Genomic DNA, 26424 nt, shown 5'->3' on the forward strand with positions numbered 1-26424 from the left:
GGGCGGTCGTCTTGGGGCCGACTTCAGTCGGCCTTGCTACCTATATTGTGCGACTGAAGTCGCACCTACGAAAACGTTCGGCGCCGCTCAGGGAAACAGCACGCTGGTGTCCCAGCCGCCGTCTTCTGTCGGGCGATACACGATGCGCTCGTGGAGGCGGAAGGGCTTGTCTTTCCAGAACTCGATCTTGGTCGGCACGATGCGGAAGCCGCTCCAGAACTCCGGGCGCGGGATTTCGCTGATGCCGAATTTCAGGGCGTATTTCGCCACGCGCTGTTCCAGTTCGAAACGGCCTTCCATGACTTGCGACTGCTTCGAGGCCCAGGCGCCGATGCGTGAATCGCGCGCGCGGCTGGCGTAGTAGGCGTCCGCTTCTTCCTTGCTGACGGGCTCCACGTTGCCTTCGACACGGACCTGGCGCTTCAGCGACTTCCAGTGAAAGCACAGCGCGGCTTTGGGGTGGGCCAACAGTTCCTGCCCCTTCTGGCTGCCCAGATTCGTATAAAACACGAAGCCGCGCTCATCGAAACCCTTGAGTAGCACCATGCGCACCGAGGGCATGCCATCCGGCCCGACCGAGGCGATGGACATCGCGTTCGGATCATTGGGTTCGCTCTTTTCGGCCTCGGACAGCCATTGCTGGAAGAGTTCGAAGGGCATGGTGTGCGGGGTGTGGCTCATGGCGAATCCTTGCTGCAGAGGTCGTATTGTGACGGATCAGGCACGCTTGCGGCGCAGCACCTGGAGTGCCCACAGGCGTGCGTCATCCACGTAGGTGAATAACACCGGGATCACCAGCAGGCTCAGGAAGGTGGAGGTGATCAGGCCGCCGATGATGACGATGGCCATCGGCGCGCGAAAGCTCGGGTCGGTGCCCATGCCGATGGCGATCGGCAGCATGCCGGCCCCCATCGCCACGGTGGTCATCACGATCGGGCGGGCGCGCTTGCGACAGGCATCCAGCAGGGCGTCGAGCCGGCCCAGGCCGTGATCACGGCGGGCCATGATCACGTATTCGACGAGCAGGATGGAGTTCTTGGTGGCAATCCCCATCAGCATGATCATGCCGATCATGGCCGGCATGGTCAGCGCGTTGCGGGTCACGAACAGGGCCAGGATCGCCCCAGGCACCGACAGCACTAGTGCAGCAAGAATGGTGACCGGCTGCACGAAATCCTTGAACAGCAGGATCAGCACGATGTAGATGCACAGCACGCCGGCGCCCATCGCCATGCTGAAGCCGGTGAACAGCTCGCCCATCGCTTCGGCATCACCGAAGGCAGTCTGGGTCACGCCCGGTGGTAGTTGCCGCACGCTCGGCAGCTTCTGCACCAGCGCTTCAACTTCGCCGAGCGGCTGGCCGTTGAGCTCGATCTCGAAGTTCACGCTGCGGCGGCGATCGTAACGGTTGATCTGCGCCGGGCCGCCATCCAGTGTGATGCTGGCGACATTGGCAAGACTGACCGGGCCACGTGCACCGGGCACATTCAGACGCGAAATCAGGTCTAGATCCTGGCGCGCCGAATCCCGCAGCTTGACCATCACCGGCACCTGGCGCTGGGCAAGGTTGAGCTTGGCCAGCGACTGATCGTAATCGCCCGCCAGTGCCACCCGCAGGGTGTCGGCGATGGCGGCAGCACTCACACCGAGGTCAGCGGCGCGCGCGAAGTCCGGCCGGATCACCAGCTCGGGGCGCACCAGGCTGGCGTTGGTGGTGATCGCTCCGATGCCGGGAATGCCGCTGCGCATCTCGCGCTCGATCTTGCGCGCCTGCTCCAGCAACACTTCGCCATCGTCCCCGGCGAGCGACATCTGGTACTTCTCGCTGGAGCCACCGAAGCCGACCTTGATGCGCACGCCGGCAATGTCCTGGAGTTGCTGCCGGAAGTCGGCCTCGATGTCCTGCTTGCTGATCCCGCGCCGCTCGCTGCGCGCGCTGAGATTGATGGTCAGCGTGGCCTTGCCAACTTCCGCCGCGCCTTTGGGCGCGAAGGGGTCTGCCCCCGAGGCGCCGCCCCCGATGGCGGTGTAGACCGACTTCACTTGCGGATGCTTGCGCACCACAGCCTCGGCCTGCGCCACGACGCTCTGGGCCTGCACCAGCGTACTGCCCGGCGGCAGAGTCAGCATCACCTGGGTCTGCGGCAGATCGTCCGGCGGCATGAAGCCGGCTGGCAACAGCGGGGTGAGGCCGATCAGCACACCGAAGAAGAAGACGATGGTGATCACGGCTGTTTTCACGCGGTGAGCCAGACACCAGTCGGCCAGACGCATGTAGAGACGCTCCCAGCGCGCCAGCTCATGCCCGGGGGTATCGGCGCGCAACAGGTAGGCCGCCATCATCGGGGTGAGCATGCGCGCCACAACCAGCGAGAAGAACACCGAGATCGCGGCGGTCCAGCCGAACTGGACAAAGAACTTGCCGACCACGCCCGTCATGAAAGCGGTGGGCAGGAACACCGCGATCAAGGTGAAGGTGGTGGCAATCACCGCCAGGCCGATTTCGTCCGCCGCTTCCATCGCCGCCTGATAAGGCGTCTTGCCCATGCGCAGATGGCGGATGATGTTTTCGATCTCGACGATGGCGTCATCCACCAGGATGCCGACCACCAGCGAGAGCGACAGCAAGGTCACCACGTTGATGGTGAATCCCATCAGGTACATCACCGCGAAGGTCGGGATGATCGACAGCGGCAAGGCGGTGGCGGAAACCAGGGTGGCGCGCCAATCTCGCAGGAACAGCCACACCACCAGAATTGCCAGCAGTGCGCCCTCGTACATCAGGTTCAATGAGCTGTCGTAGTTGTCAATCACCGGATTGACGAAGTTGAAGGCCTCGGTGATGGCAATGTCCGGATGGCGTTCGCGCAATTGCTCGAGTTGCTTGCGCGCACCGTTCATGACGTCGACTTCGCTGGCGCCCTTGCTGCGCACGATCTCGAAGGCCACCACCGGCTGGCCGTCCAGGAGCGCTTGCGAGCGGCGCTCAGCAATGGTGTCGCTGACGTTCGCAACTTCATCCAGGCGCACGCTGCGCCCATCACTGAGCGGAATCTCGATGGCGGCCAGTTCGGTCGCGCTCTGCACGGTGGCAATGGTGCGCACCGATTGCTCGGCGCCCCCCAGGTCGGTACGCCCACCGGAGGCTTCCTGCTGCACCTGACGCAGCTGGCGCGAGATCTCGGCGGCGGTGGCGCCCAGCGCCAGCATGCGGTCCGGGTCCAGCTCCACGCCCACCTGGCGCGTCACCCCGCCGACGCGGCTGACCGCGCCCACGCCCTTCACTGAGAGCAGCGAGCGGGCGACGTCGTTGTCCACAAACCAGGACAGGGCTTCCTCGTCCATGCGTGAGGAGGCCACGGTGTAAGTCAGGATCGGCGTACCGGCGATGGACGAGCGGGCAATCACCGGATCGCGCATGTCGCCGGGCAGATCCGAGCGGATCCGCGACACGGCGTCGCGCACGTCATCGGTGGCTTCCTGGGTCGGCTTTTCGAGCCGGAATTCGATGGTCACCGAGGCCGTGCCATCCTGCACCAGGGTGTAGATATGCTTCACGCCCTGAATCGCGGCCACCGAATTTTCGATCTTGCGCGCGATCTCGGTTTCCATCTGTGCCGGCGAAGCGCCAGGCAGGCTGGCGGTGACGACGACCATCGGCAGATCGATGTCCGGCATGTTCTGGATCTGCATCGCACGGAAGCTCAGCAGGCCGCCCAGGGTGAGCAGCACGAAGAGCAGGATGGCCGGAATCGGATTGCGGATCGACCAGGAGGAGACGTTGAACATGGACGGCCCCTCAGCGTGCTGCGGCCGGTGCTACACGCACCAGATCGCCATCCGCGAGAAAGCCCACGCCACTCACGACCACCTGGCTGCCCGCCTCCAGCCCGGCACTGACTTCCACCCGCTCGCCCTGGCGACGCCCCAGCGTGACCTTGGTCTGCAGCACCCGGCTGTCCGTGCCGAGCCGGAACACATAGGCAAAGCCGTCGCGCAGCAGCACTGCGCCTTGCGGCAGGGTCAGCACTTTCTGGGCACCCAGACGGATTTCACCGCGCGCAAACATGCCGGGCCGCGCTTCACCCCGTGTCTTGATATCGGCATAAACCAAGGCGTTGCGGGTCTTCGGGTCCACGGTCGGGGCGAGTGCGCGCACCGTGGCCGCAATCGGTTCGCCACTGGCCGGGAAGACCTGTGCCGTCATGCCAGGCTTCACCTTGGCCAGATCGGCCGCGGGCAGCTCGGCGCGCCATTCGAGGCGGTCCTGACGAATCAGGCGGAACAGCTCCTGGCCAGCCTGGAGCACGGCGCCGAGGGTGGCGCTACGAGCGGAAATCGTGCCGTCATCGGGCGCCCGCACCACCGTCTTATCCATGCGCAACTGATCCGCGCGGAGCTTGGCCTTGAGCACCTCGACTCGGGCCTGGGCAGTCGCCTCACTGGTGATGTAGCGATCCACCTGCTGGGCGCTGAAAGTGCCACTGTCCTTGATCTGGCGGGCACGATCGGCGTTGGTCTTGGCCTCGAACAGGGCGGCTTCGGCCTCGGCCAGACTGGCCCGGCTCTGTGCCAGCTCAGCCTCCACCACATCGCGCTGCATGCGAGCCAGCACCTGACCGCGCTTGACGTGATCGCCCACGTTCACCGCCACCTCGTCGAGGCGCAAGCCGCCAATCTCGGCGCCAATGATGGCTTCCTGCCAGGCCGCAATGCTGCCGTTGGCGGTGATCTGGGTGGACCACTCCTGCGCCTGGGGGGTGACCAGGCTGACCGTCAGCGCGGGCTTACCAGCCGGCTGGGCAGCCGCTGAAACAACGTGAACAAGGGCGATGCAGGCAAGCAGGCGGAAAGACATGATGGCAGCGGATCGGCAGATGAAGAGGAAAGCCCGAGCAATCCGCTCGGGAATGCCATGCTGCCGTAAAACAGCGCCACTGTCATGCCTGCTGGATGACAGGAGGCAATGTGCTTATTAGCTCAGAAACCGAGGCAGCGCATGACCTCTGGCGACACGCGCTCGAAAGCCATCTCGGGGATTCCCAGCTCATACACCGAGCCACTGTGGGTACGCACGCGGCGGGTCAGCGGATCGAATGCGGCAATCGGGCTGGTGCGGCCCTTGGGAATCTGCACAGCCGAGCCCACGATGTGATTCGGGGTAATGGCTTCGATGACACCACGCACCAGCACCAAGCGCCAGTTGTCGAGGCGCATGGGAGCAGGAGGCTGAGACAGACAAACGGTGGGGATGGCCGGTAGATCAATCGGCCCGTTAGCCGCCAAGGCGGCCGGCGTCGTAAGGGCCAGAGTGGCCGGGTACTCTTCTTTATTCGCGAAGACCTCGTAGCCCTCGAGATCGAAGCAAGTCGTAGTCAGGGCATCGTCATTGCGGGTTGCGTGCTGCATGGCTTCATCCATAGATACGGTAGCGGAGTGATTCTACGAAGCCGTGCCGGCCTTGCTGGCCTGCCGAAAGGGCAGTTTGCGAGGCTTTGCCCGAGGGGACAGACGCCAAGCAAAAGGCCCGTGTGACAAAAGTCACACGGGCCTTCTTGATGACACACGTTTGTGGAGGCTTAGAGCAGCACGCGCTCAATGCCACCGGTATTGGCCTGTTGCACATAGGTGGGCAGCCAGTCCGGGCCGAGGATGTTCTTGGCCAGCTCGATCACGATGTAATCGGCGTCGAGCTTTTCAACATCTTCGTTGTAACGCTGCAGCCCCTGCAGGCAGGCGGGGCAGGAAGTGAGCACCTTCAGATCACCTTCGAAGCCATCCGCGCGGAGCTTGTCTGCGCCTTTCACCAGCTCTTCTTCCTTGCGGAAGCGCACCTGGGTCGAGATGTCCGGGCGGGCCACGGCCAACGTGCCGGATTCGCCGCAGCAGCGGTCCGACTTCTCGATCTTGGCCTGACCGGCCACGCCGGTAATCAGCGCATTCACCGTCTTGAGCGGATCCTGCTGCTTCATCGGGCTGTGGCAGGGGTCGTGATACATGTAGCGGGTGCCACTCACCCCTTCCAGCTTCACGCCCTTCTCGAGCAGAAATTCGTGGATGTCCATCAGGCGACAGCCCGGGAAGATCTTGTCGAATTCGTACTTGGTGAGCTGATCGAAGCAGGTGCCGCAGCTCACCACCACGGTCTTGATGTCGAGGTAGTTGAGGGTGTTGGCAACGCGATGGAAGAGCACGCGGTTGTCGGTGGTGATCTTCTCGGCCTTGTCATCCTGACCCGAGCCGCGCTGCGGATAGCCACAACACAGATAGCCCGGCGGCAAAACCGTCTGCACGCCGACGTGATAGAGCATGGCCTGGGTGGCCAGGCCCACCTGCGAGAACAGTCGCTCCGAGCCGCAGCCCGGGAAGTAGAACACCGCTTCCGAATCGACCTTGGTCGTCGCAGGATTGCGAATCACCGGCACAACGTGATCGTCCTCGATGTCGAGCAGCGCGCGCGAGGTCTTCTTCGGCAGGTTGCCCGGCATCTTCTTGTTCACAAAGTGGATCACCTGCGCCTTCAGCGCTGGCTTGCCCAGCGAGGCCGGTGGCTGCTTTGTGCTGCCCTTGCTGAACGGCCGCAGCAGATCCACACCCAGACGCTGCGCCTTGTAGGCCCACTCGATCGAGACCTTGCGCAGGAACTTGATCTTCTCCGGCGAGGTCGTGTTGAGGAAGGCCATGGCCAGCGTCTTGGCCGGGTTGAAGCTCTGTTTGCCCATCTTGCGCAAGAGGCTGCGCATCGCCATCGACACGTCGCCGAAATCGATATCTACCGGGCAGGGCGTGTAGCACTTGTGGCAGATCGTGCAGTGGTCGCCCACGTCCTCGAATTCTTCCCAGTGCTTGATCGACACGCCACGCCGCGTTTGTTCCTCGTACAGGAAGGCCTCGATTAGCAGAGACGTGGCGAGGATCTTGTTACGCGGCGAGTAGAGCAGGTTGGCGCGCGGCACGTGAGTAGAGCAGACAGGCTTGCACTTGCCGCAACGCAGGCAGTCCTTCACCGAGGCCGAGATCGCGCCGATGTCGCTCTGCTGCATGATCAGCGACTCGTGGCCCATCAGGTTGAAGGAGGGCGTGTAGGCATTGCGCAGATCGGCGCCGGGCATCAGCTTGCCGGCGTTGAAACGGCCTTCCGGGTCAACCTTCTGCTTGTAAGCGTGGAAGGGTGCGAGCTCTTCTTCGCTGAGGAATTCATATTTTGTAATGCCGATGCCATGCTCGCCGGAGATCACGCCGCCCAGCCCGCGCGCCAGATGCATGATGCGCTCGACCGCCGCGTACGCCTCCTGCAGCATGGCGTAGTGATCGGAGTTCACCGGCAGGTTGGTGTGCACATTGCCGTCGCCGGCGTGCATGTGCAGGGCCACAAAAACTCGGCTGCGCAGCACTTCCTTGTGGATCGCCTCCATGCGCTCGATGATCGGGCGGTAGGTGTTGCCTTCGAAAATCTCTTCGATGGCGGCCTTCAGCTCGGCCTTCCACGAAATGCGCACGGAATAGTCTTGAACGCGATGGAACAGGCGCAGTTCGTCGGCCCGGTTTTGCAGCGGGCCGGCGTTGATGCCCAGCTCGGCGAACTTCGCTTCGGCCTCACTCAGCGGCAGATCGAGGTTTTCCAGCAGCCAGGTCCAGCGGCTGCGCACGGTAGCGATGGCATCCAGCACGCGCACGCGGCGGTCGCCGATCAGCTCGTCTTTTTCCAGCGCCGATTCCGTGGCGCGTAGCGGCAGATTGCCACGGAAGAAAGTATCCAGTGCTTCGACCAGCCGCAGCTTGCTCTTGATCGAGAGTTCGATATTGATCCGTTCGATGCCATCGCAATAATCGCCCATGCGCGGCAGCGGGATCACCACGTCTTCATTCACCTTGAAGGCGTTGGTGTGCTTGGCGATTGCGGCAGTGCGCGAGCGGTCGAGCCAGAATTTCTTGCGCGTCTCGGCGGTCACGGCGATGAAGCCTTCGGCTCCGCGCGCATTGCACAGGCGCACCACTTCGGAGGCGGCCTGCGCCACGGCGTTCTCGTCGTCGCCGACGATGTCGCCGATCAGCACCATCTTTGGCCGGCCGTGGCGCTTGGCTTTCGTCGCGTAGCCGACAGCCTTCACATAGCGCTCGTCGAGGTGCTCGAGGCCGGCCAGCAGCACGCGCGCATCGCCCACCTTGGGCAGGCGCTCGATGAAGTCCTTGATCTCGACAATTGCCGGCACCGCTTCGCGTACCTGGCTGAAGAACTCCAGGCACACCGTGCGGGTGTGGGGGGGCATCTTGTGCAGGATCCAGCGCGCGCTGGTGATGATGCCGTCGCAGCCTTCCTTCTGGATGCCGGGCAGGCCGCCGAGGAATTTGTCGGTCACATCCTTGCCGAGGCCCACCTTGCGGAAACGCTCGCCGGGGATGGTCAGAAATTCTTCGCCAAGCAGCTTCTTGCCATCGGCATCGAAGCGCTTCAGGCGGAACATCACTTCGGCCTGATCGTGGATCTTGCCGAGGTTATGGTTCAGGCGTTCGACTTCCAGCCAGTTGCCGTCTGGCGTGACCATCTTCCACGAGGCGAGGTTATCCAGCGCCGTGCCCCACAGAACGGCCTTCTTGCCGCCGGCGTTCATGGCGATGTTGCCGCCGATGCAGGAAGCGTCGGCCGAAGTCGGGTCGCAGGCGAAGACCAGACCGGTATCGTCAGCCAGATCCATCACCCGGCGCGTGACCACGCCGGCGCCGGTGAAGACTGTGGCGTAAGGCTGCTCCACGCCGGGCAGTGAAGTATTGAAATCCACCTTGCCGATATCGATCAGCTTCTCGGTGTTGATAACCACCGAGTTCGGTGTGAGCGGCACGGCGCCGCCGGTATAGCCGGTGCCGCCGCCACGCGGGATGATGGTAAGGCCCAGCTCGATCGAGCTACGCACCAGATGGCCGATTTCCTCTTCGGTATCCGGGTAGAGCACCACGAAGGGGAATTCGACGCGCCAGTCGGTCGCATCGGTGACGTGGGCGACGCGAGCATAACCATCGAAGGCGATGTTGTCGCGGCGGGTATGGCGTGAGAGCAGCTTCAGTGCCTTGGCGCGTAGCGCGGCGGTGCGCTCGAAATGGGCTGCGAAGGCGTCCACTGCCTTGTTGGCGGCGGCGACCAGCAGGCCCACTTTCTCGCTGCGATCCACATCTTCGGTTTGCGAATCCAGGCGCCGCTTCTCGACTTCACGCAGGCGATGGCGCAGGGCTTCGAGCAAGGCCTTGCGGCGGCCCGGATTATCGAGCAGATCGTCTTCCAGATACGGGTTGCGCTGCACCACCCAGATATCGCCCAGCACTTCGTAAAGCATGCGTGCGGAGCGACCGGTGACGCGCTCGGCGCGCAAACTATCCAGCACGGCCCACATCTCGGCGCCCAACAGGCGGATCACGATCTCGCGATCGGAAAACGAGGTGTAGTTGTAAGGAATCTCGCGCAAACGCACGGGCGGCTGGGCGGTCACGAATTCTGGGGCGAGTTGCATGGCTGGGGACGCTTTTCTGTGGCCTGCCGGGGGCGGCAGACCCTCCATTTTAGGGCTTCGGGGGGGCAAACGCGACCCGTAGCTGAGTGCGGGTTTGGGCAAACATGAACGTGAAGGAGGGCTGTAGGGCGGACTTCGGTTCGCTACCACGCTCGGTGTGCGACTGAAGTCGCACCTACGCGCCCTGTGCCGCCATCACCGCAATCTCCACCCGCCAGCCTGGCCGGGCCAGCGCGGCCACCTGCACACAAGCCCGCGCCGGCGCGCTACCGGCGGGCAACCACTTTTCCCACACCTCGTTCATACCCGCGTAGTCAGCCATGTCGATGAGGTAGATGGTGGCCATCAACAGCCGGCCCTTGTCCGAACCAGCGGCTTCCAGCGTGGATTCAAGCAGAGCCAGCATTTCGGCGGTCTGGCTGCGGATATCACCTTCCTCCGAGGCGGGTACTTCGACAGCCTGCACCAAGCCCTTGAAGATCGTGGCGTCGGCATAGCGGGCCGCCGGATTGAGGCGTTCGATATCGCTCATGGGTGGCCTTTCACGTTTTGCAAGATCTTGCCGAAGCGCTCCGGTGCCATGAAGCCAATCACCCGGCTACCCGCCACTTCCTTGCCGGCCGGCGCAAAGAACAGAGTACCGGGCGGGCCGAAGAGGCCGAAGCGTTTGAGCAGTTCGCGGTGCTCGGGCAGATTGGCGGTGACGTCTGCCTGCAGAAGCGTGAAACCGGCGAGCTGGGCCGCGATGGCCGGATCGGCGAAGGTCTGTTGCTCCATTTCCTTGCAGCTCACGCACCAGTCGGCGTAGAAGTCGAGCATCACCGGCCGGCTACTGGCGGCGATGCGCGCATCCAGCTCGGCGCTGCTGTTGATGCGCTCGAAGCGCGGTGCGGTATTTTCACAGGCGGCTGCCGTGCTGCAGCCGCTGAGGCCAGACAGAGGCTGCAGCGGATTGCGGCTGCCGGCCAGCGCGCCGATGAAGATGGCGGCGCCGGCGAGCAGCAGAAGAATGCCCAGGGCCTTGAACAGACGTTGCAGCGGCTTCGCATCGGGCGGCAGGCTATCCAGCGCATGCAGGAAAATGCCGCCAACCAGCAGCAGTGCGGCCCAGCCAAGCATGGGCAGGAGCGGTGGCAATACCGGGGCGACGAGATACAGCGCAGTGGCCAGCAACAGGAAGCCGAAGAAGCGCTTGACGCCTTCCATCCAGGCGCCGGGTTTGGGCAGGAAGCGGCGCGCGGCTACGCCAACCAGGATCAGCGGTGCCCCCATGCCGAGGCCCAGCATGAACAGGGCAAGGCCGCCGAGCAGGGCATCGTGCGTCTTGGCGATATAGAGCAGGGCGCCGGCCAGCGGGGCGGCAACGCAGGGGCCCACAATCAGCGCCGAGATGGCGCCCATGATGGCGAGCTGGCGGGCCGAGCCGCCATGATGATGAGCGCTGGCGGAGAGCTTGTGCTGCCAGCGCGCCGGCACTTGCAACTCGTACACACCGAACATGGCCAGCGCGAGAACCACGAAGAGCAGCGCGAAGGCACCGAGCACCCATACGTTCTGCAGCCAAGCGGACAACAGCTGGCCCGAGAAGGCCGCGGCGACTCCAGCCGCAGCATAGGTGGCGGCCATCCCCAGCACATAGGCACTGCACAGGAAGAAGGCCCGGCGCTGGCTGATCTTGTGGCCGTGGCCGACGATGATGCCGGAGAGGATCGGCAGCATCGGCAGGGTGCAGGGCGTGAAGGAGAGCAACAGGCCGAAGCCGAAGAAGCTGGCGAGGATCAGCAGGAGGTTGCCGCCGTCGAGCAGACCGGAGATGCGCTCCTCTTCAGGCGCAGACACCGCGGCGGAAGCGGTTTCCTGTGCCCCCGGCGGCGGTATTTCAAGCGCGAGCAGCGAGGCGCCAGAGGGTTTGCTCACCTGGCTCATGGTGGCCGGGTGAAGCTCGATCGGCACTTCGCTGGGCGGGTAGCAGATGCCGAAATCAGCGCAGCCCTGGTGGCTCACGGTGAGCACTGCGCCCTCGCCCACCGCCTGATCCAGTGGCAGGGTGAAGACCACGCCTTCACGATAGACCGGCTGTTTGCCGAAGAACCGGTCTTCGTGGGGCAGGCCCGGTGGCAATGCGATCTTGCCCAGCGTCGCCGGAGTGCCGGCCAGCGCGAAGCCGAGCTTGGACTGATACAGGTAGTAGCCGGGCTCGATCTGGAAACGCACTTCAATCGTGCGTTCATCGAGCAGGCTGGCGGCAAGGCGATAGGCTTGCTCCGGTGGCAGCGGTTCGGGCTGGGCGGCATGGCCAAGCAGGCTTGCACACAGCAGCAGGAGGGTAAACAGGGCTTTCATGCCGTTTCCTGAACAAGCCAAGCGAGGTAAGCCGGCAGGCCGGCAGCAATCGGCAGGGCAATGATTTCCGGGACTTCGTAGGGATGCAGCGAGCGCAGCGCGCTTTCAAGCTCGGCGTAACGCTCGGCCGTGCTCTTGATCAGCAGCGGTACTTCGCTGGCGGTTTCGACCTTGCCCTGCCAGCGATACACCGATTGGCAAGGCGCGAGGATGTTGACACAGGCGGCGAGCCGGCGTTCCACGAGCGTCTGGGCGATCGTGTGTGCACAAGTGGCATCGGGTACGTTGCAAAGAATCAGCAGGGCATCGGTGGCAGGCATGGCGGCAAGCTTACCAGCGCCACCGGCCGCTAGGCGTCGTCCGCGACCTCTTCGCGCTGCGGTGCGATGCGCGGCAGCTCAAGCCTGAAGCTGGCACCCTCGCCCTCGGTGGAACGCACGCTGATGCTGCCGCCCAGGATGGTGGTGACGAGACGGTGGGTGATCGACAGGCCCAGCCCGGAGCCGCCGCGGCCCAGGCGGGTGGTGAAGAAGGGGTCGAAGATGCGCGGCAGGTGTTCGGCGGCAATGCCACGACCGTTGTCGCTGACCACGATCTCCAGCCGCTCAGTGCCGACGGCGCGGGTTTCGATGCTGACCGTACCGTGGTCTGCACCATCGAGGCCGTGCAGGATGGCGTTCTGGGTCAGGTTGCTGATGACCTGACCGAGCGGGCCGGGATAGCTGTCCATGGCAATGCCGGGAGCCAGATCAACGCGCAGCTCGATCGGCTTGTGCTTGAACATGGGCCTCAAGGTGCTGAGGATGTCACCCATGGCACCGGCCAGATCAAAACCGCGGCGGCGCTCGGAAGCCTGATCCACCGCGACCTGCTTGAAGCTGGTGACCAGCTCGGCCGCCCGCAGCAGGCTTTGCGCCACCAGGTCTGCACCGGTGTGCTGATCGCCGAGAAAATCGAAAAGGGCCTGCTTGGTGATCGGCTCACGCCGGATGCGTTCCGAGAAGTCACGCACCTGATCCTGCAGAGCCGTGCTGACCGTCAGTGCATTGCCGATCGGGGTATTCAGCTCATGCGAAATGCCCGCCACCATCGAGCCCAGCGAGGCCATGGTTTCAGCATGCACCAATTCGTCCTGCGTCTGCTGCAGGGTCTCCAGGCTGCGCGCCAGCGACTGGTTGGCTTCAGCGAGGCTGCGTGTGCGCTCGGCCACGTGTTCCTCGAGCTTTACATTGAGTTCGCGCAGGCGGGCCTCAGCTTCGCGCTGCTCGGTGATATCGATGAAAGCCGCAAACACACAGCGCTCGCCCTCGTAATTGATCACCTCGCTGCTGGCGAGGAAATAGCGAATCAAACCATCGCGCAGGCGAAAACGCGTCAGCCGATTGCTCATGCGTCCGGCCGCACTGAATTCGGCAATCCATTCCTCACGCTCCTCCGGCGTAACCCAGATGCCCAGATCCAGCGAGTTACGGCCGCGCAACTCCTCGCCGGTCCAGCCGCCAATCTTTTCCCAGGCCGGATTGACCTCCACATAGCGCCCGGTGCTGAGTGAGGTAATGCTCACCGGCACCGGGTTCATGAAAAAAAAGGTGGAGAACTTCTCCCTGGCCTGCTGCATCTCGCGCACCTGATCGGCCAACTGTTCCCCGAGTTGCTTCTGGCGACTGTAATGGCCTTGCAGGGTGTGGGCGATCCGGCTGGCAATGACGGAGCCAGTGATAATGCAGAAGGCATAGCTGGCCCAGAAATTGAGCGCCGAGCGGGGTTGCTGCTGGGGCCAGAAAATGCCGTCCAAACCCGCCATCAGGCCCAGCGCGCTGAGCGCGAAGAGGCCCAGAGCGAGCGTCTCGCGCTGGCGGCCGGACCAGGCACTGAGCATCACCACAACTGGCAACAGCGCCGCAATCGGGCTGCGGATGCCGTTGACCAGCAGACACTGCAACACGATCAGGCCCGTAAAGCCCCAGGTGAAGGTCCGCCGCGCCACGGCTGACGGATAGTGTTCCAGCAGAAGAAGCGACACCCCACACAGCAGTGCCAGCCCGAATACCACCGCCCAGCCCAGTGGCTGCGGCTGTTCGTTACCCAGAACGACCAGTAGACCGAGACCGACGCCCAGACTCAGGGTGAGCAGAATGATCATGCGCAGCAGGCCGGTGGCCTGTCGCGCAAGCAGCTCCTCGTCTGAATCGCTTCCGGACTCCTGGGGTAATTTCATGATCAAGACAGATTAAGCAGCCCTTCGGGCCAGCCCCGGCAAGGCACCGGCCCGCTGATTCTGAGGGCCGGCAGCCCAAGTGCACTTGCCCTTGCGGGCAATCAGCGCAGCAGGCGACGACGCATCAGGGCTCTGGCTAGCGCCATGCCGATCAGGGCGTATGCAGACAGCACCAGCACATGCAGCCAGAGCCCATCCGTAGCTCCGCTCAGCAGCAGCGGCCGGATCGCCCCGATGGCATGCCCCAGCGGCAGCACCAGGGCCGCGCCCTGCACGAAGGCCGGCAACTGTTCGAGCGGAAAGAACACCCCGCAGAGCATGGCCATCGGGCTGATGAAGAGCGTGAACCAGTACATGAAAAAGTCATAGCCCGGCGCCAGCGCCGTGGCGATATAGCCGATGCCGGCAAAACACAGACCGGTGAGGAACACCAGCGGCAGCGCCGCCAGCGCATGCGTCCAGGGCACCAGCCCGAAGAGGCTGATCACGATCAGGATGGCGCCGCCCGAGAACAGCGATTTGGTCGCCGCCCACAGCCACTCGCCGGCCATCACATCGTCCAGCGAGAGGGGTGCGTTCATGATCGCCTCCCAGGTTTTCTGCTGATGCGCCCGTGCGTAGCCGGAATAGAGCGCCTCGAAAGTGGCGGCGTTCATGGTCGAGAAAGCCACCGTGCCAGTAGCGAGGAAGCTGATATAGCTCACGCCATGCACCTGCGGTAGCAGGGCGCCCAGGCCCAGGCCCAGACCCAGCAGGTAGATCAGCGGATCGGCCAGATTGCCAAGCAAGGAAGGGATCGCGAGGCGGCGCCAGACGTCGGCATTACGGCGCCATACTGACAGGGCGCGACGCGGGGAGAGATCCAGTGGAACCAGGAGTTTACTCATCCCGCATCTCCCGTCCGGTGAGCTTGAGGAACACATCTTCCAGATTGGCCGGGCGGTGCAGGGTACGCAGGCCGCCCTGGGCGGCAAGGTGGGCGAGCAGGGCTTCGGGGTGCTCAAGGTAGCAGAAGGCGGTTTCGCCACTCACTTCGAAGCGGCTCGCAAACTCACCGGCATGGGCTGCCGCCCAGGCCGCCGCACCGCCTTCATGGCCCTGCCACTCACCGAAGACTTCGACGACCTGCGGCTCGATGTGGGCCGCAATCACTTCGCGTGGCGTGCCCATGGCGATGATCTGGCCGCGATCGAGGATGGCGATGCGGTGAGCGAGGCGCTCGGCTTCGTCCATGAAATGGGTGGTCAGGAAAATTGTCTTGCCCTGCGCGATGAGGCCCTTGAGGCGATCCCAGATCAGGTGGCGGGCCTGCGGGTCCAGCCCGGTGGTGGGCTCATCCATGATCAGCAGATCCGGGTCGGCAACCAGCGCGCGGGCCATGGTGAGGCGGCGCTTCATGCCGCCGGAGAGCGACGGCACTTTCGCGTCGGCCTTGGCCTCCAGCCCAGCGAAAGCCAGCAGTTCGGGCACACGCGCCTGTGCCGCCTCCCGGCTCAAGCCGAAATAGCGCGCAAAAGTGAGCAGGTTTTCGGTGACCGTGAAATCCGGGTCGAGGCTGTCGCTCTGCGGCACCACGCCGACCTTGGCACGCGCTTCGCGGGCACGGGCCGGTACCGGCAGGCCGCAGAGTTCGATGCTGCCGGCGGATGGCTCGGTGTGGCCCAGCACGCAGCGCAGGGTGGTGGTCTTGCCAGCGCCATTGGGGCCGAGCAGGGCGAAGCATTCACCAGGCTGAAGCTGAAGGCTGATGCCACGCACCACCTCCAGCTCACCATAGTGTTTGTGCAGGTTTTCGATGAGCAGCGGCATCAGGCGACGGGGATGGTCTTTTCGAAACTCGGCCGGGCCAGCACGCGCGCGATGTGGGCGGCGAGCGCCGGGCGGCTGCTACGCCAGTCATAGGCCGGGAAACGGAAGTCGATCCAGGCCAGGCCACAGGCCATCGCGATGTCCGCGCGGCTGAACTGGCCGCCGTACAGGAATTCATGGCTGCCCAGACGCGCTTCGACAGCATCCAGGCCTCGCTCCATCTTGCCACGCTGGCGTTCGATCACTGCGGCATCCTGTTTTTCGGCGGCGCGGCGGGTTTCGAGCAGCCACACCACGGCAGCATCGGTAATGCCATCGGCCAACGCTTCGAGCTGCTTCACGCGCAGGACTTCGAGCGCGTCAGTGGGCAGCTCGGGCGGATACACACCGAGGGTTTCAAGGTAGTCGGCGAGAATCGGCGAATCGAAGAAGATCTCGCCGGTATCCGTCACCAACGCCGGCACCTTGCCGAGCGGGTTGAACTCCGCCACATGATTACCTGGCTCCCACGGGGAATCATTCACGAACTCGAAGGGAATGCCTTTTTCGAGCAGCAGCACGCGAATCTTGCGCACATAGGGGCTGGTAAGGGAACCGATCAGCTTCATGATGTTGCTCCGTTCAGAATTGTTCAGGAGATCAAGCGTGAGTCGCACGTAGGTGCGGCTTCAACCGCACGCCATACGTGGAGGCCGACTGCAGTCGGCCCTACAGGATTGCTGTTGTTCAGTGGCACTCGCAGGAGGAGCGATTAATGATGTCCTTCAGGCAGTGCAGGCGACCGTGGAAGAAGTGGTCTGCGCCGGGCACTACCACGACCGGCACATCGAGTGGCTCGGCCCAGGCCAGCACATTGGCGAGCGGTACGGTTTCATCCTTGGACCCGTGGATCACGAGGCTGTCCGGGCTGACGGCCTCGGTCGCGTACTGGCGAGCACCTTCGACAAACCCGGCGGCGGTGCCGACGAGAATCAGGCGTTTGGCGGCCTGCCCGTCGTCGCTCAGGCGCTTGGCGACCCGGGTCTGGACGAAAGCGCCGAAGGAGAAACCGGCCAGCACGGTGGGGCGGTAGGCATCCAGGTTCCAGCGCGCATGGGCCCAGTCGAGCACGGCGAGCATGTCTTCGGTCTCGGCACCACCATTGTCGTGTGTCCCTTCCGATTTGCCGACACCGCGGAAGTTCGGTCGCAGCGCGACGTAGCCCAGATCGCGCAGGGTACGGGCCAGGGTGTGCGCCACCTTGTTGGTGTTGGCGCCGCCGAACAGCGGGTGCGGATGACAAACCAGCGCAATGCCCCGCGGGGACTCGGGCGCATCGATCAGCAGCTCGATGGCCCCGTCCGGGCCTGCGATCAGCTGGGCTTCAGTAGGCAGGGCCTTCATACCTTCAGGCGCTCCACGATGCGGCCGTTCTGCAGGTGCTCGCGAATGATCTCGTCGATGTCTTCCTTATCGACGAAGGTGTACCAGGTGCCCTCCGGGTAGACGACCAGCACCGGACCATCATCACAGCGGCCGAGGCAGCCGGATTTGTTGATACGCACCTGGCCCTTGCCGGACAGGCCCAGTTCCTTGACGCGTTCCTTGGCATAGGTCTGCAGCTCGCTGGCACCATGGGTGTTGCAGCAGGCATCGGGCGCTGCGCGCTGATTGCAGCAGACGAAGACGTGATGGGTGAAATACTGGCTCATGGCGGGGGCGCTCGTTTGTTGTTCTGACGGAAGCAGCAATTGTAGGCCGGTCCGCGCCCGACGGCGATGCTCAGGCCACGCCCAGCCAAGCCTCGATGGTACGGCGCAGGGCTTCAAGTGCCACCGGCTTGGTCAGGTAGTCATCCATGCCGGCACCCAAGGCGGCATGGTGGTCACTGGCCATGGCATCGGCGCTGACACCAACAATGCGCGTGCTGACCCCGCGCTCCCTCAGCAGGCGGGTGGCGGTGAGGCCATCCATCTCGGGCATGTGGGTATCCATCAAGATCAGGTCGAAGCTCCGGGCTGCACATTGCTCCAGCGCTTCGAGACCGTTGCGGGCCACACTGAGCTGACGAGCACCCAGCTTCTTGAGCAGGTTGCTGATCACCATGATGTTCACGCTGTTGTCTTCGACGATGAGGATGCTGGCCTCCTCCGGCACCATGGCCTGCGACACGCTGGGCCGGGCCTCGCGCTGGACGTCGACCTCCGCGCAGGCGAGCCAGATCTCGAACCAGAACTCCGAGCCCTCGCCAGCCTGGCTGCTGACGCCGATCTCACCCTCCATCAGCTCGCACAGCATGCGGCAGATGGAAAGCCCCAGGCCGGTGCCGCCGAAGCGCCGGGTGGTACTCATGTCGGCCTGCTCGAAAGGCGTGAAGATATTGGCCTGTTTGTCAGCCGGAATGCCGATGCCTGAATCACGCACGGCAAAGCGCAGGCGAGTCCGCGAAGCCTCGCGCTGCACTTCATTCACGGTGACATGGATGGCACCACGGGCGGTGAACTTGAAGGCATTGCCGATCAGATTGACCAGAATCTGGCGCAGGCGGGTGGGATCACCCTCCACGCTGAGCGGGGTGCCCGGTGCCATCAGGCTGTGATAGCTGAGGCCCTTGTCACGCGCCTGCAGCGAGAACAGGCGGCCAAGATCTTCGAGCAGGCTGTCGAGGCGGAAACGGGTCTTCTCCAGCTCCAGCTTGCGCGCCTCGATCTTCGAGTAATCGAGGATGTCATTGATGATCGCCAGCAGGGCATCGCCCGAGGTCCGCATGGTGCGCACGTACTCATGCTGCTCGGTGTTCAGTGGGGTGGATTCGAGCAGCTGGGCCATGCCGATGATGCCGTTCATGGGCGTGCGGATCTCGTGCGACATCATGGCGAGAAACTCGCCCTTGGCGCGGCTGGCTGAGGTGGCCGCATCGCGCGCGGCGATCAGATCCTGTTCGGCGCGGTGGCGCTGGGTGACGTCAGTGAAGCAATACACCCGGCCGATAACCTGTTCGCCGTGGCGCGCCGGGCGCGACTTGCACTCGAACATGCGGCCATCGCGCAGCGGCAAGGCATCGAAAGTCTCGCGCTCGTCATCGGCGCCCAGTTCGGTGATCCGTCGCGCATGGATTTCCGGCTCACTGATCTGGTCGAGAATGTAGGCCATCAGGCGCCGATCCTCGTGGCGCAGCAGCAGCTCACCCGGCAGCTGCCACATCCGCGAAAAACGCCGGTTCATATTGCTGATCTGGCCCTGGCGATCCAGCACCAGGATGCCATCGGCCGTAGCTTCGAGCGTGGCACGCAGCTGCGAGGTCATCAGCGCCAGCTCTTCCTCAGCACGCTTCCTGGCTGCGATTCCGTGCGCCCGCACGATGATCCAGCCCGGCGCCTCGCTCATCCGGGTCACATTCTTGAGCGTGGCCAGCATTTCGCCATCGGCACACTGATGCAGGCCTTCCGCATCCACCAGCTCAGCACTGCCACCGTTACGCACCTCTTCCCAGAAGAACACGTCCGCAAGCGCACATTCAATGTCGGTGATCAGCTTGCCGAGCAATTCCTCACGCGAATAGCCCAGCTCGCGGGTGGCCGCCGCACTCGCCGCGACAATCGCCAGCGAGACCGGATCGACCAGCAGCATGATCTCGCTGCAGGCGTCGAGCAGGATCGCTTCCGGTGCCGGCTGACTCATGACCTGCCGCCTCCACCACGCGAATCAGCGTCAAAGAAATACGTTACCCGGGTACGCGGGCTCAGGTAGCGGAACACCTCGGCCGGCAACTGGCCCGGGCGGATTGCCTTGCTGATATTGATATCGGGCTCCTGCTCCAGATCCAGCATGATGGCCTCTTCCTTGGGCACATCCGGGTCATACACCACTACCCAGGGGCGCAGGGGCTTCTGCGGATTCACCGACTGTACCAAGGCCAGCGCATCGTTAGATAGTTTCACGATGCTGCCCGGCGGATAGACGCCGAGGTTCTTGATCAGGATCTGCAGAACCTTGGCATCGAACTTGGCACGCCGCTGCGCGAACATCAGCGACAAGGCCTCATGAGGTGTCAGCGCCTTCGCGGTATTCACCGGATTGCACAGATTGTCGTAGTAGTTTGCCAGCGACACGATGCGCGCCAGCGGATGGATCGTCTCCCCCTTGAGTCCCTTTGGATAGCCCGTACCGTCCGCCATCTCATGGTGCTGGAAGATGATGCTCAGCACGCTGCCCGGCAGCCCCGCCTTCTGACCGATGCGCACGCCGTACTCGCAATGCAGCTTGCGCAATTCGCTCTCGGCGTGGGTCAGCTCATCGGTCTTCTTCAGCACCCGGTCCGGAATCTCGATCAGACCAATGTCGTGCATCAGTGCGCCAAGGCCCAGCACCTTGCCCTCCTCCATGGCCATACCCATGTCGCGGGCCAGCATCATGGAAAGAATCGAGGTGTTGAGGCCGTGGTAATACACCTCTTCACCACCCGCCTTCTCGCCCATCACATGCAGGGTCAGTTCGGGGGCCTCAAGAAAGGCCTGGGCCATCTGCTGCACCAGCTCGCCGATTTCCTCGATACATTCCTTCGGCCGCGCCTGCAGGTTGCGATTGATGTTGCGCATGATGCTGGCGGCCTTCACGAAGGCCTTCTCCACATTGCCCATACGAACGCGCTGCTCGCGCAAACGCTCAACGCGCTCGCGCTTGGCGGCCAAAGCCGGATCAGCCGCATCGGCAGACTCCGGCAAAGACGCCTCAGCCGTCGTCGCCACCGGCTCAACCGTGGCCATGGCGGCGGCCGGAAACTGCGGAGCGTCGCTGCGATCCGGGTCATAACGGAAACGCTTCACCCCCAACCCACGCAGGGTCTGGATCTGGTCGTTGCTGCGGATCTTGAAACTGTTGAAACTGAACGGATGACTGAACCAAGGCAGATCGATGAACACGAAGAGCCCGACGCTCAGCTGCTCGGGGGTGATGAAATAATCTTTCTGGGAGCTCTCGGTATTCATGGGGTGAGCGGTCTGTTTCAACGTATTCGCAGGGCTATCGGCATCCGCACGGATAAATTGAGTTACACATGCGGGTACATCCAAGTTTCTCTGCACGAATGGCTTGCCAAACGTAAAAAGTATTGCTATATTTCTTGGCTCGTTTGGCCGGTTAGCTCAGTTGGTAGAGCAGCGGATTGAAAATCCGCGTGTCCGTGGTTCGATTCCGCGACCGGCCACCAAAGATTCAAGCAAAAAGCCCAGCCCTCGCGCTGGGCTTTTTGCTTTCCGGCTGCCGAAAACCTGTGCCGAACCTGCCGGCCTGAATGTCACGGCCTGGACGCACCTGAGCGCGCCGGAATCTGCCCGGGCGCTTTCGCCATTGCGCCGCTTCGAGTCGGCGACCAGCCTGCAGCCCCTGAGCCGGTCAGCACCTTCCGAGATCGCACGAGCAGGCAAGCCGCCTGCGACGCCCCAATTTGCATCAATCCCGCGTTGCCACGCACCGTTTTCGGACGGTCTGAGACCCGTTTTGCGGGCGCGGGAACGATTCTGCGGCGTATTGCGGTGGTGGCATGAAGTTTGCGATAGGTGTTCTGAATTTAAACCATTTGGTCAAGAAATTGACGGTTCAGGACGCCTTCCCGATGAATGCACCGCACCCCACCGAACTTCAGGCCAGCCCCCACTCTGCAGTTGAAACCCCCGTTGCCCGGCCCGCGGTTGTAGCCCGCAAGGCCAGCGTGATCTACCAGGCTGCGGATCGCCCGGTGCATGCGCTGAGCGAAATCGATTTCACGATCAACCGGGGCGAGTTCGTATCGCTGATCGGGCCGTCCGGCTGTGGCAAGACGACCCTGCTGCGCGTAATCGCCGATCTGGAGCCAATCACTTCAGGCGAGGTGCTAGTCAACGGCATGACGCCAAGCGATGCACGCGAGCGCCGCGCCTATGGCTATGTATTTCAGGCGCCGGCTCTGTTCCCCTGGCGCACCGTGCTGGCCAACGTGATGCTGCCCCTGCAGCTGATCGGGCGCAGCAAGGCCGAGTGCGAGGAGATTGCGCGCGAGCAGCTGGGGCGGGTCGGGCTGGCCGGCTTCGAGAAAAAGTATCCCTGGCAACTCTCCGGCGGCATGCAGCAGCGCGTGTCGATTGCCCGCGCCCTGGGCTTCGAACCGAAGATCCTGATGATGGACGAGCCCTTCGGCGCGCTGGATGAAATCACCCGCGACAAGCTCAACGAGCAGTTGCAGCAGCTGTGGCTGCGCGAGCGCCGCACCGTAGTGTTCGTCACTCACTCGATCGCCGAGGCGGTGTATCTGTCGACGCGCATCGTGGTGATGTCGCCGCGTCCCGGGCGGATCGTGAAAGTAATCGAATCACCGCTGCCCTTCGAACGCGATCTCTCGATCCGCGACACCCCCGAGTTCACCCGCCTGGCCCAGGAAGTACGCGAGGCGCTGGCGGAGGGGCATCAATGAGCCAGAATCGGTTTCAACAGCATCTGGTTCCGGTCGCGACCCTGCTCGCGGTCGGGCTCGTCCTCTGGTATCTGCTCGCTATCTGGCTCAATGCGGCCGGGGTGATCGAGCGGGTCCTCGCACCACAAGGCGCCTGGAGCTGGCAGGAGCTGGTCGCCGCAACCTTCAGCATGCAGCGCCCGGTGCTGCCGGTGCCGCATCAGATCGCGCTGGATCTGTGGACCTCGATTTTTGACGCGCCGCTCGACTCACCGCGCAACCTGTTGCTGCACGCCTGGGTCACGGCCGGTGCCACGCTGACCGGCTTCCTCATGGGCCTGGCCCTCGGCGGCCTGCTCGCCGTATGCATCGTGCATTCGCGCACGCTCGACCGGGCGCTGATGCCTTGGATCGTGGCGAGTCAGAGCGTGCCGGTGCTGGCCATCGCCCCGATCGTGCTGATCATTCTTGGCAGTCTCGGCATCACCGGCATGCTGCCCAAGGCCACGATCGCGATGTACCTGTGTTTCTTTCCGGTCACGGTCGCCATGGTGCAGGGCCTGCGTGCCCCGCAGCGCCTCGAGATGGAGCTGATCCACACCTATTCGGCCTCGCGCATCCAGACTTTCTTCGTCCTGCGCCTGCCCTCTTCCCTGCCCTTCCTGTTTCCCTCCCTGCGCGTGGCTATCGCCGCCGGGCTCGCCGGCACCATCGTGGCTGAGTTGCCCACCGGTGCGCAGGCCGGCCTCGGCGCGCGGCTGCTCACCGGTTCGTACTACGGCAACACCCTGCAGATCTGGTCGGCCCTGATCATGGCGGCGCTGCTGGGCGTAGTGCTCACCGCGCTGGTCGCTGCGGTGGAATACCTGATTGTCGGACGCAGGAGGCAGGCATGAGTCAGACCAAACTTCCCGGCGCCATCGGCGCACTGCTGGCGATCATTCCGGCCGGCCTGGCACTGAGCCAGACCTTCTCGCTCAGCGGCTTCGATCCGGTCATCCCGCTGCCGGCCCTGCACAGCCCCGCGCTACGCGTCGCGGCACTCCAGATCGTTTGCGTGCTGCTGGCGGCGCAACCCCTGCGCTGCCTGCTCGGCACCCTCCCGTTGCTGCTGGGCAGCCTGCTCACCGGAGCCCTGCTGTTGCTGTCGGTGCCTAGCGGAGAGTCCGAGCCGGCCACCGCCTTCTGGTTGCTGTGCATCGCCCAGTTCCTGCTCGCCCGCACCAGCGTGCAGCGACTGGCCATGCTGGATTCGCCGCCCTGGGTCGCCACGCTGACGGCCGTCCTGTTCGGACTCTGGATGCTCTATTTCTGGCAACTCCTGGTGACGGCCTTTGCCGTGCCGCGCGTACTCCTGCCGGCACCGGCCGACATCCTCGTTGCGCTGTTCACCGAAGCCGACAAGCTGGGCGGCGATTTTGTGCAGACCGTGCTGAAGTCCGTTCTGACCGGCTATGTGCTGGGCAGCGGGCTGGGCATCGCCACCGGCATTGCCATCGAGCGCTCCCCCTTCCTGCAACGCGGCCTGCTGCCGATCGCCTCGCTCACCAGCACCATTCCGCTGGTCGGCGTCGCCCCGATCGCGGTGATGTGGTTCGGCTTCGACTGGCCTTCCAAGGTCGCCGTGGTGGTGTTGATGACCTTCTTCCCGGCCATGGTCAGCACCCTGGCGGGCCTTGGGGCCGCCGGCAAGCTGGAGCGCGAACTGATGCATTCCTATGCGGCCAGCCCGCGTCAGCAGCTGCTGGCACTGCGACTACCCGCCGCCATGCCCTTCATCTTCGGCGCGCTCAAGGTCAATGCCAGCCTGGCCCTGATCGGCGCCATCGTCGCCGAGTTCTTCGGCTCGCCCACGGCAGGCCTGGGCTTCCGGATCTCCACCGAGGCTGCGCGCATGCAGATGCCGCTGGTCTGGGCCGCGATCGTGCTCTCGGCCATCGTGGGTTCGGCGCTCTACAGCCTGCTGGTGCTCTGCGAGCGGCGCGTCAATTTCTGGCATCCGTCGGTACGCGCGGCGCAATCCTGAGCCCCCTTCTTTTCGTTCTTGCCCCCTCGTTTCACCCAACCAAGGAGTTGTCCGATGTCCACGTTGAACAGGTTCAGGAAGCATCTTGTCTTTAGCGCACTGGCGGCCGCTGCGGCTTTCGGTTCGATCGGCGCCCAGGCGGCCGAGAAGGTCACCCTGCAGCTCAAATGGGTGCCGCAGGCGCAGTTCGCCGGCTATTACGTGGCGCAGGCCAAGGGTTACTACAAGGAAGCCGGGCTGGATGTAACGATCAAGCCGGGCGGCCCGGACATCTCGCCGGTGCAGGTGATCGCCGGCAAGTCGGCCGACGTGGTGGTGAACTGGATGCCGGATGCCCTCGCTGCACGCGAAGCCGGCGTACCGCTGGTGAACATCGCCCAGGTCTTCGACAAGTCCGGCCTGATGCTCACCTGCAAGAAGGCTTCCGGCGTGAGCTCACCCAAGGATCTCAAGGGCAAGACCCTCGGCGTCTGGTACGGCGGCAACGAGTACCCCTTCCTGAACTGGATGAACAAGCTGGGCTACAAGCCGGGCAAGGACATCACCGTGCTCAAGCAGGGCTTCAACGTGGATCCGTTGCTGCAGAACCAGGCCGCCTGTATCTCGACCATGATTTACAACGAGTACTGGCAGGTGGTGGACGCCGGCGTGAAAGAGTCCGATCTGCTCGCCTTCTTCTATCAGGATCAGGGCGTGGCCTCGCTGGAAGACGGCCTCTACGTGCTCGAATCCAATCTGCGTGACAAGGCCTTCGTCGCCAAGATGGCCAAGTTCCTCAAGGCCAGCTTCAAGGGCTGGAACGACGCAGTGAAGAATCCGGAAGAAGCCGCCAAGATCGTGGTGGCCCAGGATGCTTCGGGCAGCGCCACCGTTGCGGTGCAGAAGCGCCAGATGGAAAACGTCGCCAAGCTGATCTCCAACGCCAACACGCCCAAGATCGGCTACCTCGACCCGGCCGCCTATGAGCGCACGGTGAAGGTGCTGATGAGCGGGGGTTCGGATCCGGTCATCAAGAAGGATCCGGGCAAGGCCGCCATGACTCACATGGTGTGGGACGCAGCCGCGAAGTAAGCAAGCCCGGCCGGGAGGGGCGGCACCGCCCCCTCCCGGCTACCCCGGCCATCCGGCCCGGAAGCTAGAATGTGGGCCCCACTGCCCGCCCGAGACCATGGCCATGACGACCCGGAAAACCGCAAGCCGTGCGAAGGCCGCGCTCGTTGAAGAGTCAGACGTCAGCAAAAGCCGCATCCGCCAGCTCAACGAAGCCGCCATCCTCAGCGGCGCCGAACGCGTCTTCGCACGAGCCGGCTTCGGCGGCGCCACCATGGCCCAGATCGCCGAAGAAGCGGGCGTACCAAAACCCAATCTGCATTACTACTTCGGCAACAAGGCCGAGCTCTATCGCGCAGTGCTCGATCGGGTGCTGCACGACTGGCTCTCACCCACCGACGTGATCACGGCAGACGCTGATCCGCGTGAAGCGATCGAGAGCTATGTGCGCCACAAGATGGCCCTGGCCTATGAGCGGCCAGATGCCTCGCGAGTCTTCGCCAACGAATTGCTGCATGGCGCGCCGGTAGTGGGCGAAATGCTGCAAAGCGAGTTGCGTCGCACGGTGCGCGAGAAAGCCTCCGTGCTGGAGGCCTGGATTGCCGCCGGGCGCATCGCCCCGGTGGACAGCACCCACTTCTTTTTCACGCTGTGGGCCACTACCCAGACCTACGCCGATTTCGACGTGCAGATCCAGGCCGTGCTCGGTGCGGATACCCACAGCCCGCGTGCGCGCAAGCGCGCCCTCGAGCATGTGCTGAACGTCACGCTGCGGGCCTGCGGGCTTTCGTCGCTTCCCAACTCTTCGTCATGATCACAACGCTGGCGTGATCTGAAGTGCCGCTGGGATCAGCCGCTTCGAGCGTTCCGGACGACTAGCCTCTGCAACGCTCAAGGGCAAAACCGACGGCACAGGCATCATCTCGGGCGACGGCTCACCGACGCCACCCTTGATGCCAGCGGACTAGAATGGCTGCAGCGGGTCAGGTTCGGATATTCAAGCTTGCCGCCGCAAAGCGGCCATACGAAGCTCAAAACCTGAAATCTGCAGCGTAAGGTTTTTGTCGAC

At 63.8% G+C, this 26424-nt stretch carries 21 protein-coding genes and 1 tRNA gene; 6 read left to right on the forward strand and 16 right to left on the reverse strand.

Annotated elements, in window-relative coordinates:
- Nucleotides 1-87: 87 nt before the first annotated feature.
- From pdxH to C0V76_RS00740, 16 genes are all read right to left on the reverse strand, one after another.
- Nucleotides 88-681 carry a pyridoxamine 5'-phosphate oxidase gene (gene pdxH / locus C0V76_RS00665; protein ID WP_101940441.1) on the reverse strand — a complete coding sequence of 198 codons (594 nt, stop codon included), beginning with the start codon at nt 679-681 and terminating at the stop codon, nt 88-90.
- 36 nt (nt 682-717) lie between these two features.
- Entirely contained in the window at nt 718-3789 is a 3072-nt protein-coding gene (locus C0V76_RS00670) for an efflux RND transporter permease subunit (protein ID WP_101940442.1), read from the reverse strand.
- Between the two features lie 10 nt (nt 3790-3799).
- Nucleotides 3800-4858: an efflux RND transporter periplasmic adaptor subunit gene (locus C0V76_RS00675; protein ID WP_101940443.1), complete on the reverse strand. Its 1059-nt coding sequence runs from the start codon at nt 4856-4858 to the stop codon at nt 3800-3802.
- A gap of 122 nt (nt 4859-4980) precedes the next feature.
- Entirely contained in the window at nt 4981-5409 is a 429-nt protein-coding gene (locus C0V76_RS00680) for a hypothetical protein (protein ID WP_143707313.1), read from the reverse strand.
- A gap of 170 nt (nt 5410-5579) precedes the next feature.
- A complete protein-coding gene (locus tag C0V76_RS00685; RefSeq protein ID WP_101940445.1) occupies nt 5580-9503 on the reverse strand; it encodes a DUF3683 domain-containing protein in 3924 nt (1307 codons plus the stop codon).
- Nucleotides 9504-9678: 175 nt separating this feature from the next.
- Entirely contained in the window at nt 9679-10035 is a 357-nt protein-coding gene (locus C0V76_RS00690) for a RidA family protein (RefSeq protein ID WP_101940446.1), read from the reverse strand.
- On the reverse strand, nt 10032-11846 hold the full coding sequence (gene dsbD, locus C0V76_RS00695) for a protein-disulfide reductase DsbD (RefSeq protein ID WP_101940447.1): 1815 nt from the start codon (nt 11844-11846) through the stop codon (nt 10032-10034). The genes C0V76_RS00690 and dsbD overlap by 4 nt, the downstream gene beginning before the upstream one ends.
- The gene (gene cutA / locus C0V76_RS00700; RefSeq protein ID WP_101940448.1) at nt 11843-12166 is read right to left on the reverse strand and encodes a divalent-cation tolerance protein CutA; all 324 of its coding nucleotides are present in this window, start codon (nt 12164-12166) and stop codon (nt 11843-11845) included. Before cutA ends, dsbD begins: the two co-directional genes overlap by 4 nt.
- 29 nt (nt 12167-12195) lie before the next feature.
- Nucleotides 12196-14064: a sensor histidine kinase gene (locus C0V76_RS00705; protein ID WP_101940449.1), complete on the reverse strand. Its 1869-nt coding sequence runs from the start codon at nt 14062-14064 to the stop codon at nt 12196-12198.
- 101 nt (nt 14065-14165) lie between these two features.
- Nucleotides 14166-14951: an ABC transporter permease gene (locus tag C0V76_RS00710; RefSeq protein ID WP_101940450.1), complete on the reverse strand. Its 786-nt coding sequence runs from the start codon at nt 14949-14951 to the stop codon at nt 14166-14168.
- A complete protein-coding gene (locus tag C0V76_RS00715; protein WP_101940451.1) occupies nt 14944-15873 on the reverse strand; it encodes an ATP-binding cassette domain-containing protein in 930 nt (309 codons plus the stop codon). Before C0V76_RS00715 ends, C0V76_RS00710 begins: the two co-directional genes overlap by 8 nt.
- Nucleotides 15873-16481 (reverse strand): glutathione S-transferase, encoded by a 609-nt coding sequence (locus C0V76_RS00720; RefSeq protein ID WP_101940452.1) that lies wholly within the window; start codon nt 16479-16481, stop codon nt 15873-15875. The genes C0V76_RS00715 and C0V76_RS00720 overlap by 1 nt, the downstream gene beginning before the upstream one ends.
- A gap of 118 nt (nt 16482-16599) precedes the next feature.
- Nucleotides 16600-17256: an alpha/beta hydrolase gene (locus C0V76_RS00725; RefSeq protein ID WP_101940453.1), complete on the reverse strand. Its 657-nt coding sequence runs from the start codon at nt 17254-17256 to the stop codon at nt 16600-16602.
- The gene (locus C0V76_RS00730; protein ID WP_101940454.1) at nt 17253-17564 is read right to left on the reverse strand and encodes a ferredoxin; all 312 of its coding nucleotides are present in this window, start codon (nt 17562-17564) and stop codon (nt 17253-17255) included. Before C0V76_RS00730 ends, C0V76_RS00725 begins: the two co-directional genes overlap by 4 nt.
- A gap of 70 nt (nt 17565-17634) precedes the next feature.
- Nucleotides 17635-19533, reverse strand: a complete 1899-nt coding sequence (locus C0V76_RS00735) for a PAS domain-containing hybrid sensor histidine kinase/response regulator (protein WP_101940455.1) — start codon at nt 19531-19533, stop codon at nt 17635-17637.
- Nucleotides 19530-20840, reverse strand: coding sequence for an HD-GYP domain-containing protein (locus C0V76_RS00740; protein WP_101940456.1), 1311 nt, complete (start codon nt 20838-20840; stop codon nt 19530-19532). Before C0V76_RS00740 ends, C0V76_RS00735 begins: the two co-directional genes overlap by 4 nt.
- 145 nt (nt 20841-20985) lie before the next feature.
- Here C0V76_RS00740 and C0V76_RS00745 point away from each other — a divergent pair.
- From C0V76_RS00745 to C0V76_RS00770, 6 genes are all read left to right on the forward strand, one after another.
- Nucleotides 20986-21061, forward strand: a tRNA-Phe gene (locus C0V76_RS00745).
- A 405-nt stretch (nt 21062-21466) separates the two neighbouring features.
- Nucleotides 21467-22300 carry an ABC transporter ATP-binding protein gene (locus tag C0V76_RS00750; protein WP_101940457.1) on the forward strand — a complete coding sequence of 278 codons (834 nt, stop codon included), beginning with the start codon at nt 21467-21469 and terminating at the stop codon, nt 22298-22300.
- Complete coding sequence (locus tag C0V76_RS00755) at nt 22297-23175, forward strand: ABC transporter permease (protein ID WP_101940458.1); 879 nt, start codon at nt 22297-22299, stop codon at nt 23173-23175. The genes C0V76_RS00750 and C0V76_RS00755 overlap by 4 nt, the downstream gene beginning before the upstream one ends.
- Nucleotides 23172-24305, forward strand: a complete 1134-nt coding sequence (locus tag C0V76_RS00760; RefSeq protein WP_101940459.1) for an ABC transporter permease — start codon at nt 23172-23174, stop codon at nt 24303-24305. The genes C0V76_RS00755 and C0V76_RS00760 overlap by 4 nt, the downstream gene beginning before the upstream one ends.
- A gap of 54 nt (nt 24306-24359) precedes the next feature.
- Entirely contained in the window at nt 24360-25376 is a 1017-nt protein-coding gene (locus tag C0V76_RS00765) for an ABC transporter substrate-binding protein (protein WP_101940460.1), read from the forward strand.
- Nucleotides 25377-25479: 103 nt separating this feature from the next.
- Nucleotides 25480-26169, forward strand: coding sequence for a TetR family transcriptional regulator C-terminal domain-containing protein (locus C0V76_RS00770; protein WP_101940991.1), 690 nt, complete (start codon nt 25480-25482; stop codon nt 26167-26169).
- The last annotated feature ends 255 nt before the right edge of the window (nt 26170-26424 follow it).

It is taken from the genome of Uliginosibacterium sp. TH139, assembly GCF_002855595.1.
GTDB lineage: Bacteria > Pseudomonadota > Gammaproteobacteria > Burkholderiales > Rhodocyclaceae > Uliginosibacterium > Uliginosibacterium aquaticum.

What these genes read in the sequence shown, in the direction of transcription:
- pdxH (WP_101940441.1), bottom strand. Translation starts at nt 681, where the DNA reads ATGAGCCACACCCCGCACACCATGCCCTTCGAACTCTTCCAGCAATGG.
- C0V76_RS00670 (WP_101940442.1), bottom strand. Translation starts at nt 3,789, where the DNA reads ATGTTCAACGTCTCCTCCTGGTCGATCCGCAATCCGATTCCGGCCATC.
- C0V76_RS00675 (WP_101940443.1), bottom strand. Translation starts at nt 4,858, where the DNA reads ATGTCTTTCCGCCTGCTTGCCTGCATCGCCCTTGTTCACGTTGTTTCA.
- C0V76_RS00680 (WP_143707313.1), bottom strand. Translation starts at nt 5,409, where the DNA reads ATGCAGCACGCAACCCGCAATGACGATGCCCTGACTACGACTTGCTTC.
- C0V76_RS00685 (WP_101940445.1), bottom strand. Translation starts at nt 9,503, where the DNA reads ATGCAACTCGCCCCAGAATTCGTGACCGCCCAGCCGCCCGTGCGTTTG.
- C0V76_RS00690 (WP_101940446.1), bottom strand. Translation starts at nt 10,035, where the DNA reads ATGAGCGATATCGAACGCCTCAATCCGGCGGCCCGCTATGCCGACGCC.
- dsbD (WP_101940447.1), bottom strand. Translation starts at nt 11,846, where the DNA reads ATGAAAGCCCTGTTTACCCTCCTGCTGCTGTGTGCAAGCCTGCTTGGC.
- cutA (WP_101940448.1), bottom strand. Translation starts at nt 12,166, where the DNA reads ATGCCTGCCACCGATGCCCTGCTGATTCTTTGCAACGTACCCGATGCC.
- C0V76_RS00705 (WP_101940449.1), bottom strand. Translation starts at nt 14,064, where the DNA reads ATGAAATTACCCCAGGAGTCCGGAAGCGATTCAGACGAGGAGCTGCTT.
- C0V76_RS00710 (WP_101940450.1), bottom strand. Translation starts at nt 14,951, where the DNA reads ATGAGTAAACTCCTGGTTCCACTGGATCTCTCCCCGCGTCGCGCCCTG.
- C0V76_RS00715 (WP_101940451.1), bottom strand. Translation starts at nt 15,873, where the DNA reads ATGCCGCTGCTCATCGAAAACCTGCACAAACACTATGGTGAGCTGGAG.
- C0V76_RS00720 (WP_101940452.1), bottom strand. Translation starts at nt 16,481, where the DNA reads ATGAAGCTGATCGGTTCCCTTACCAGCCCCTATGTGCGCAAGATTCGC.
- C0V76_RS00725 (WP_101940453.1), bottom strand. Translation starts at nt 17,256, where the DNA reads ATGAAGGCCCTGCCTACTGAAGCCCAGCTGATCGCAGGCCCGGACGGG.
- C0V76_RS00730 (WP_101940454.1), bottom strand. Translation starts at nt 17,564, where the DNA reads ATGAGCCAGTATTTCACCCATCACGTCTTCGTCTGCTGCAATCAGCGC.
- C0V76_RS00735 (WP_101940455.1), bottom strand. Translation starts at nt 19,533, where the DNA reads ATGAGTCAGCCGGCACCGGAAGCGATCCTGCTCGACGCCTGCAGCGAG.
- C0V76_RS00740 (WP_101940456.1), bottom strand. Translation starts at nt 20,840, where the DNA reads ATGAATACCGAGAGCTCCCAGAAAGATTATTTCATCACCCCCGAGCAG.
- C0V76_RS00750 (WP_101940457.1), top strand. Translation starts at nt 21,467, where the DNA reads ATGAATGCACCGCACCCCACCGAACTTCAGGCCAGCCCCCACTCTGCA.
- C0V76_RS00755 (WP_101940458.1), top strand. Translation starts at nt 22,297, where the DNA reads ATGAGCCAGAATCGGTTTCAACAGCATCTGGTTCCGGTCGCGACCCTG.
- C0V76_RS00760 (WP_101940459.1), top strand. Translation starts at nt 23,172, where the DNA reads ATGAGTCAGACCAAACTTCCCGGCGCCATCGGCGCACTGCTGGCGATC.
- C0V76_RS00765 (WP_101940460.1), top strand. Translation starts at nt 24,360, where the DNA reads ATGTCCACGTTGAACAGGTTCAGGAAGCATCTTGTCTTTAGCGCACTG.
- C0V76_RS00770 (WP_101940991.1), top strand. Translation starts at nt 25,480, where the DNA reads ATGACGACCCGGAAAACCGCAAGCCGTGCGAAGGCCGCGCTCGTTGAA.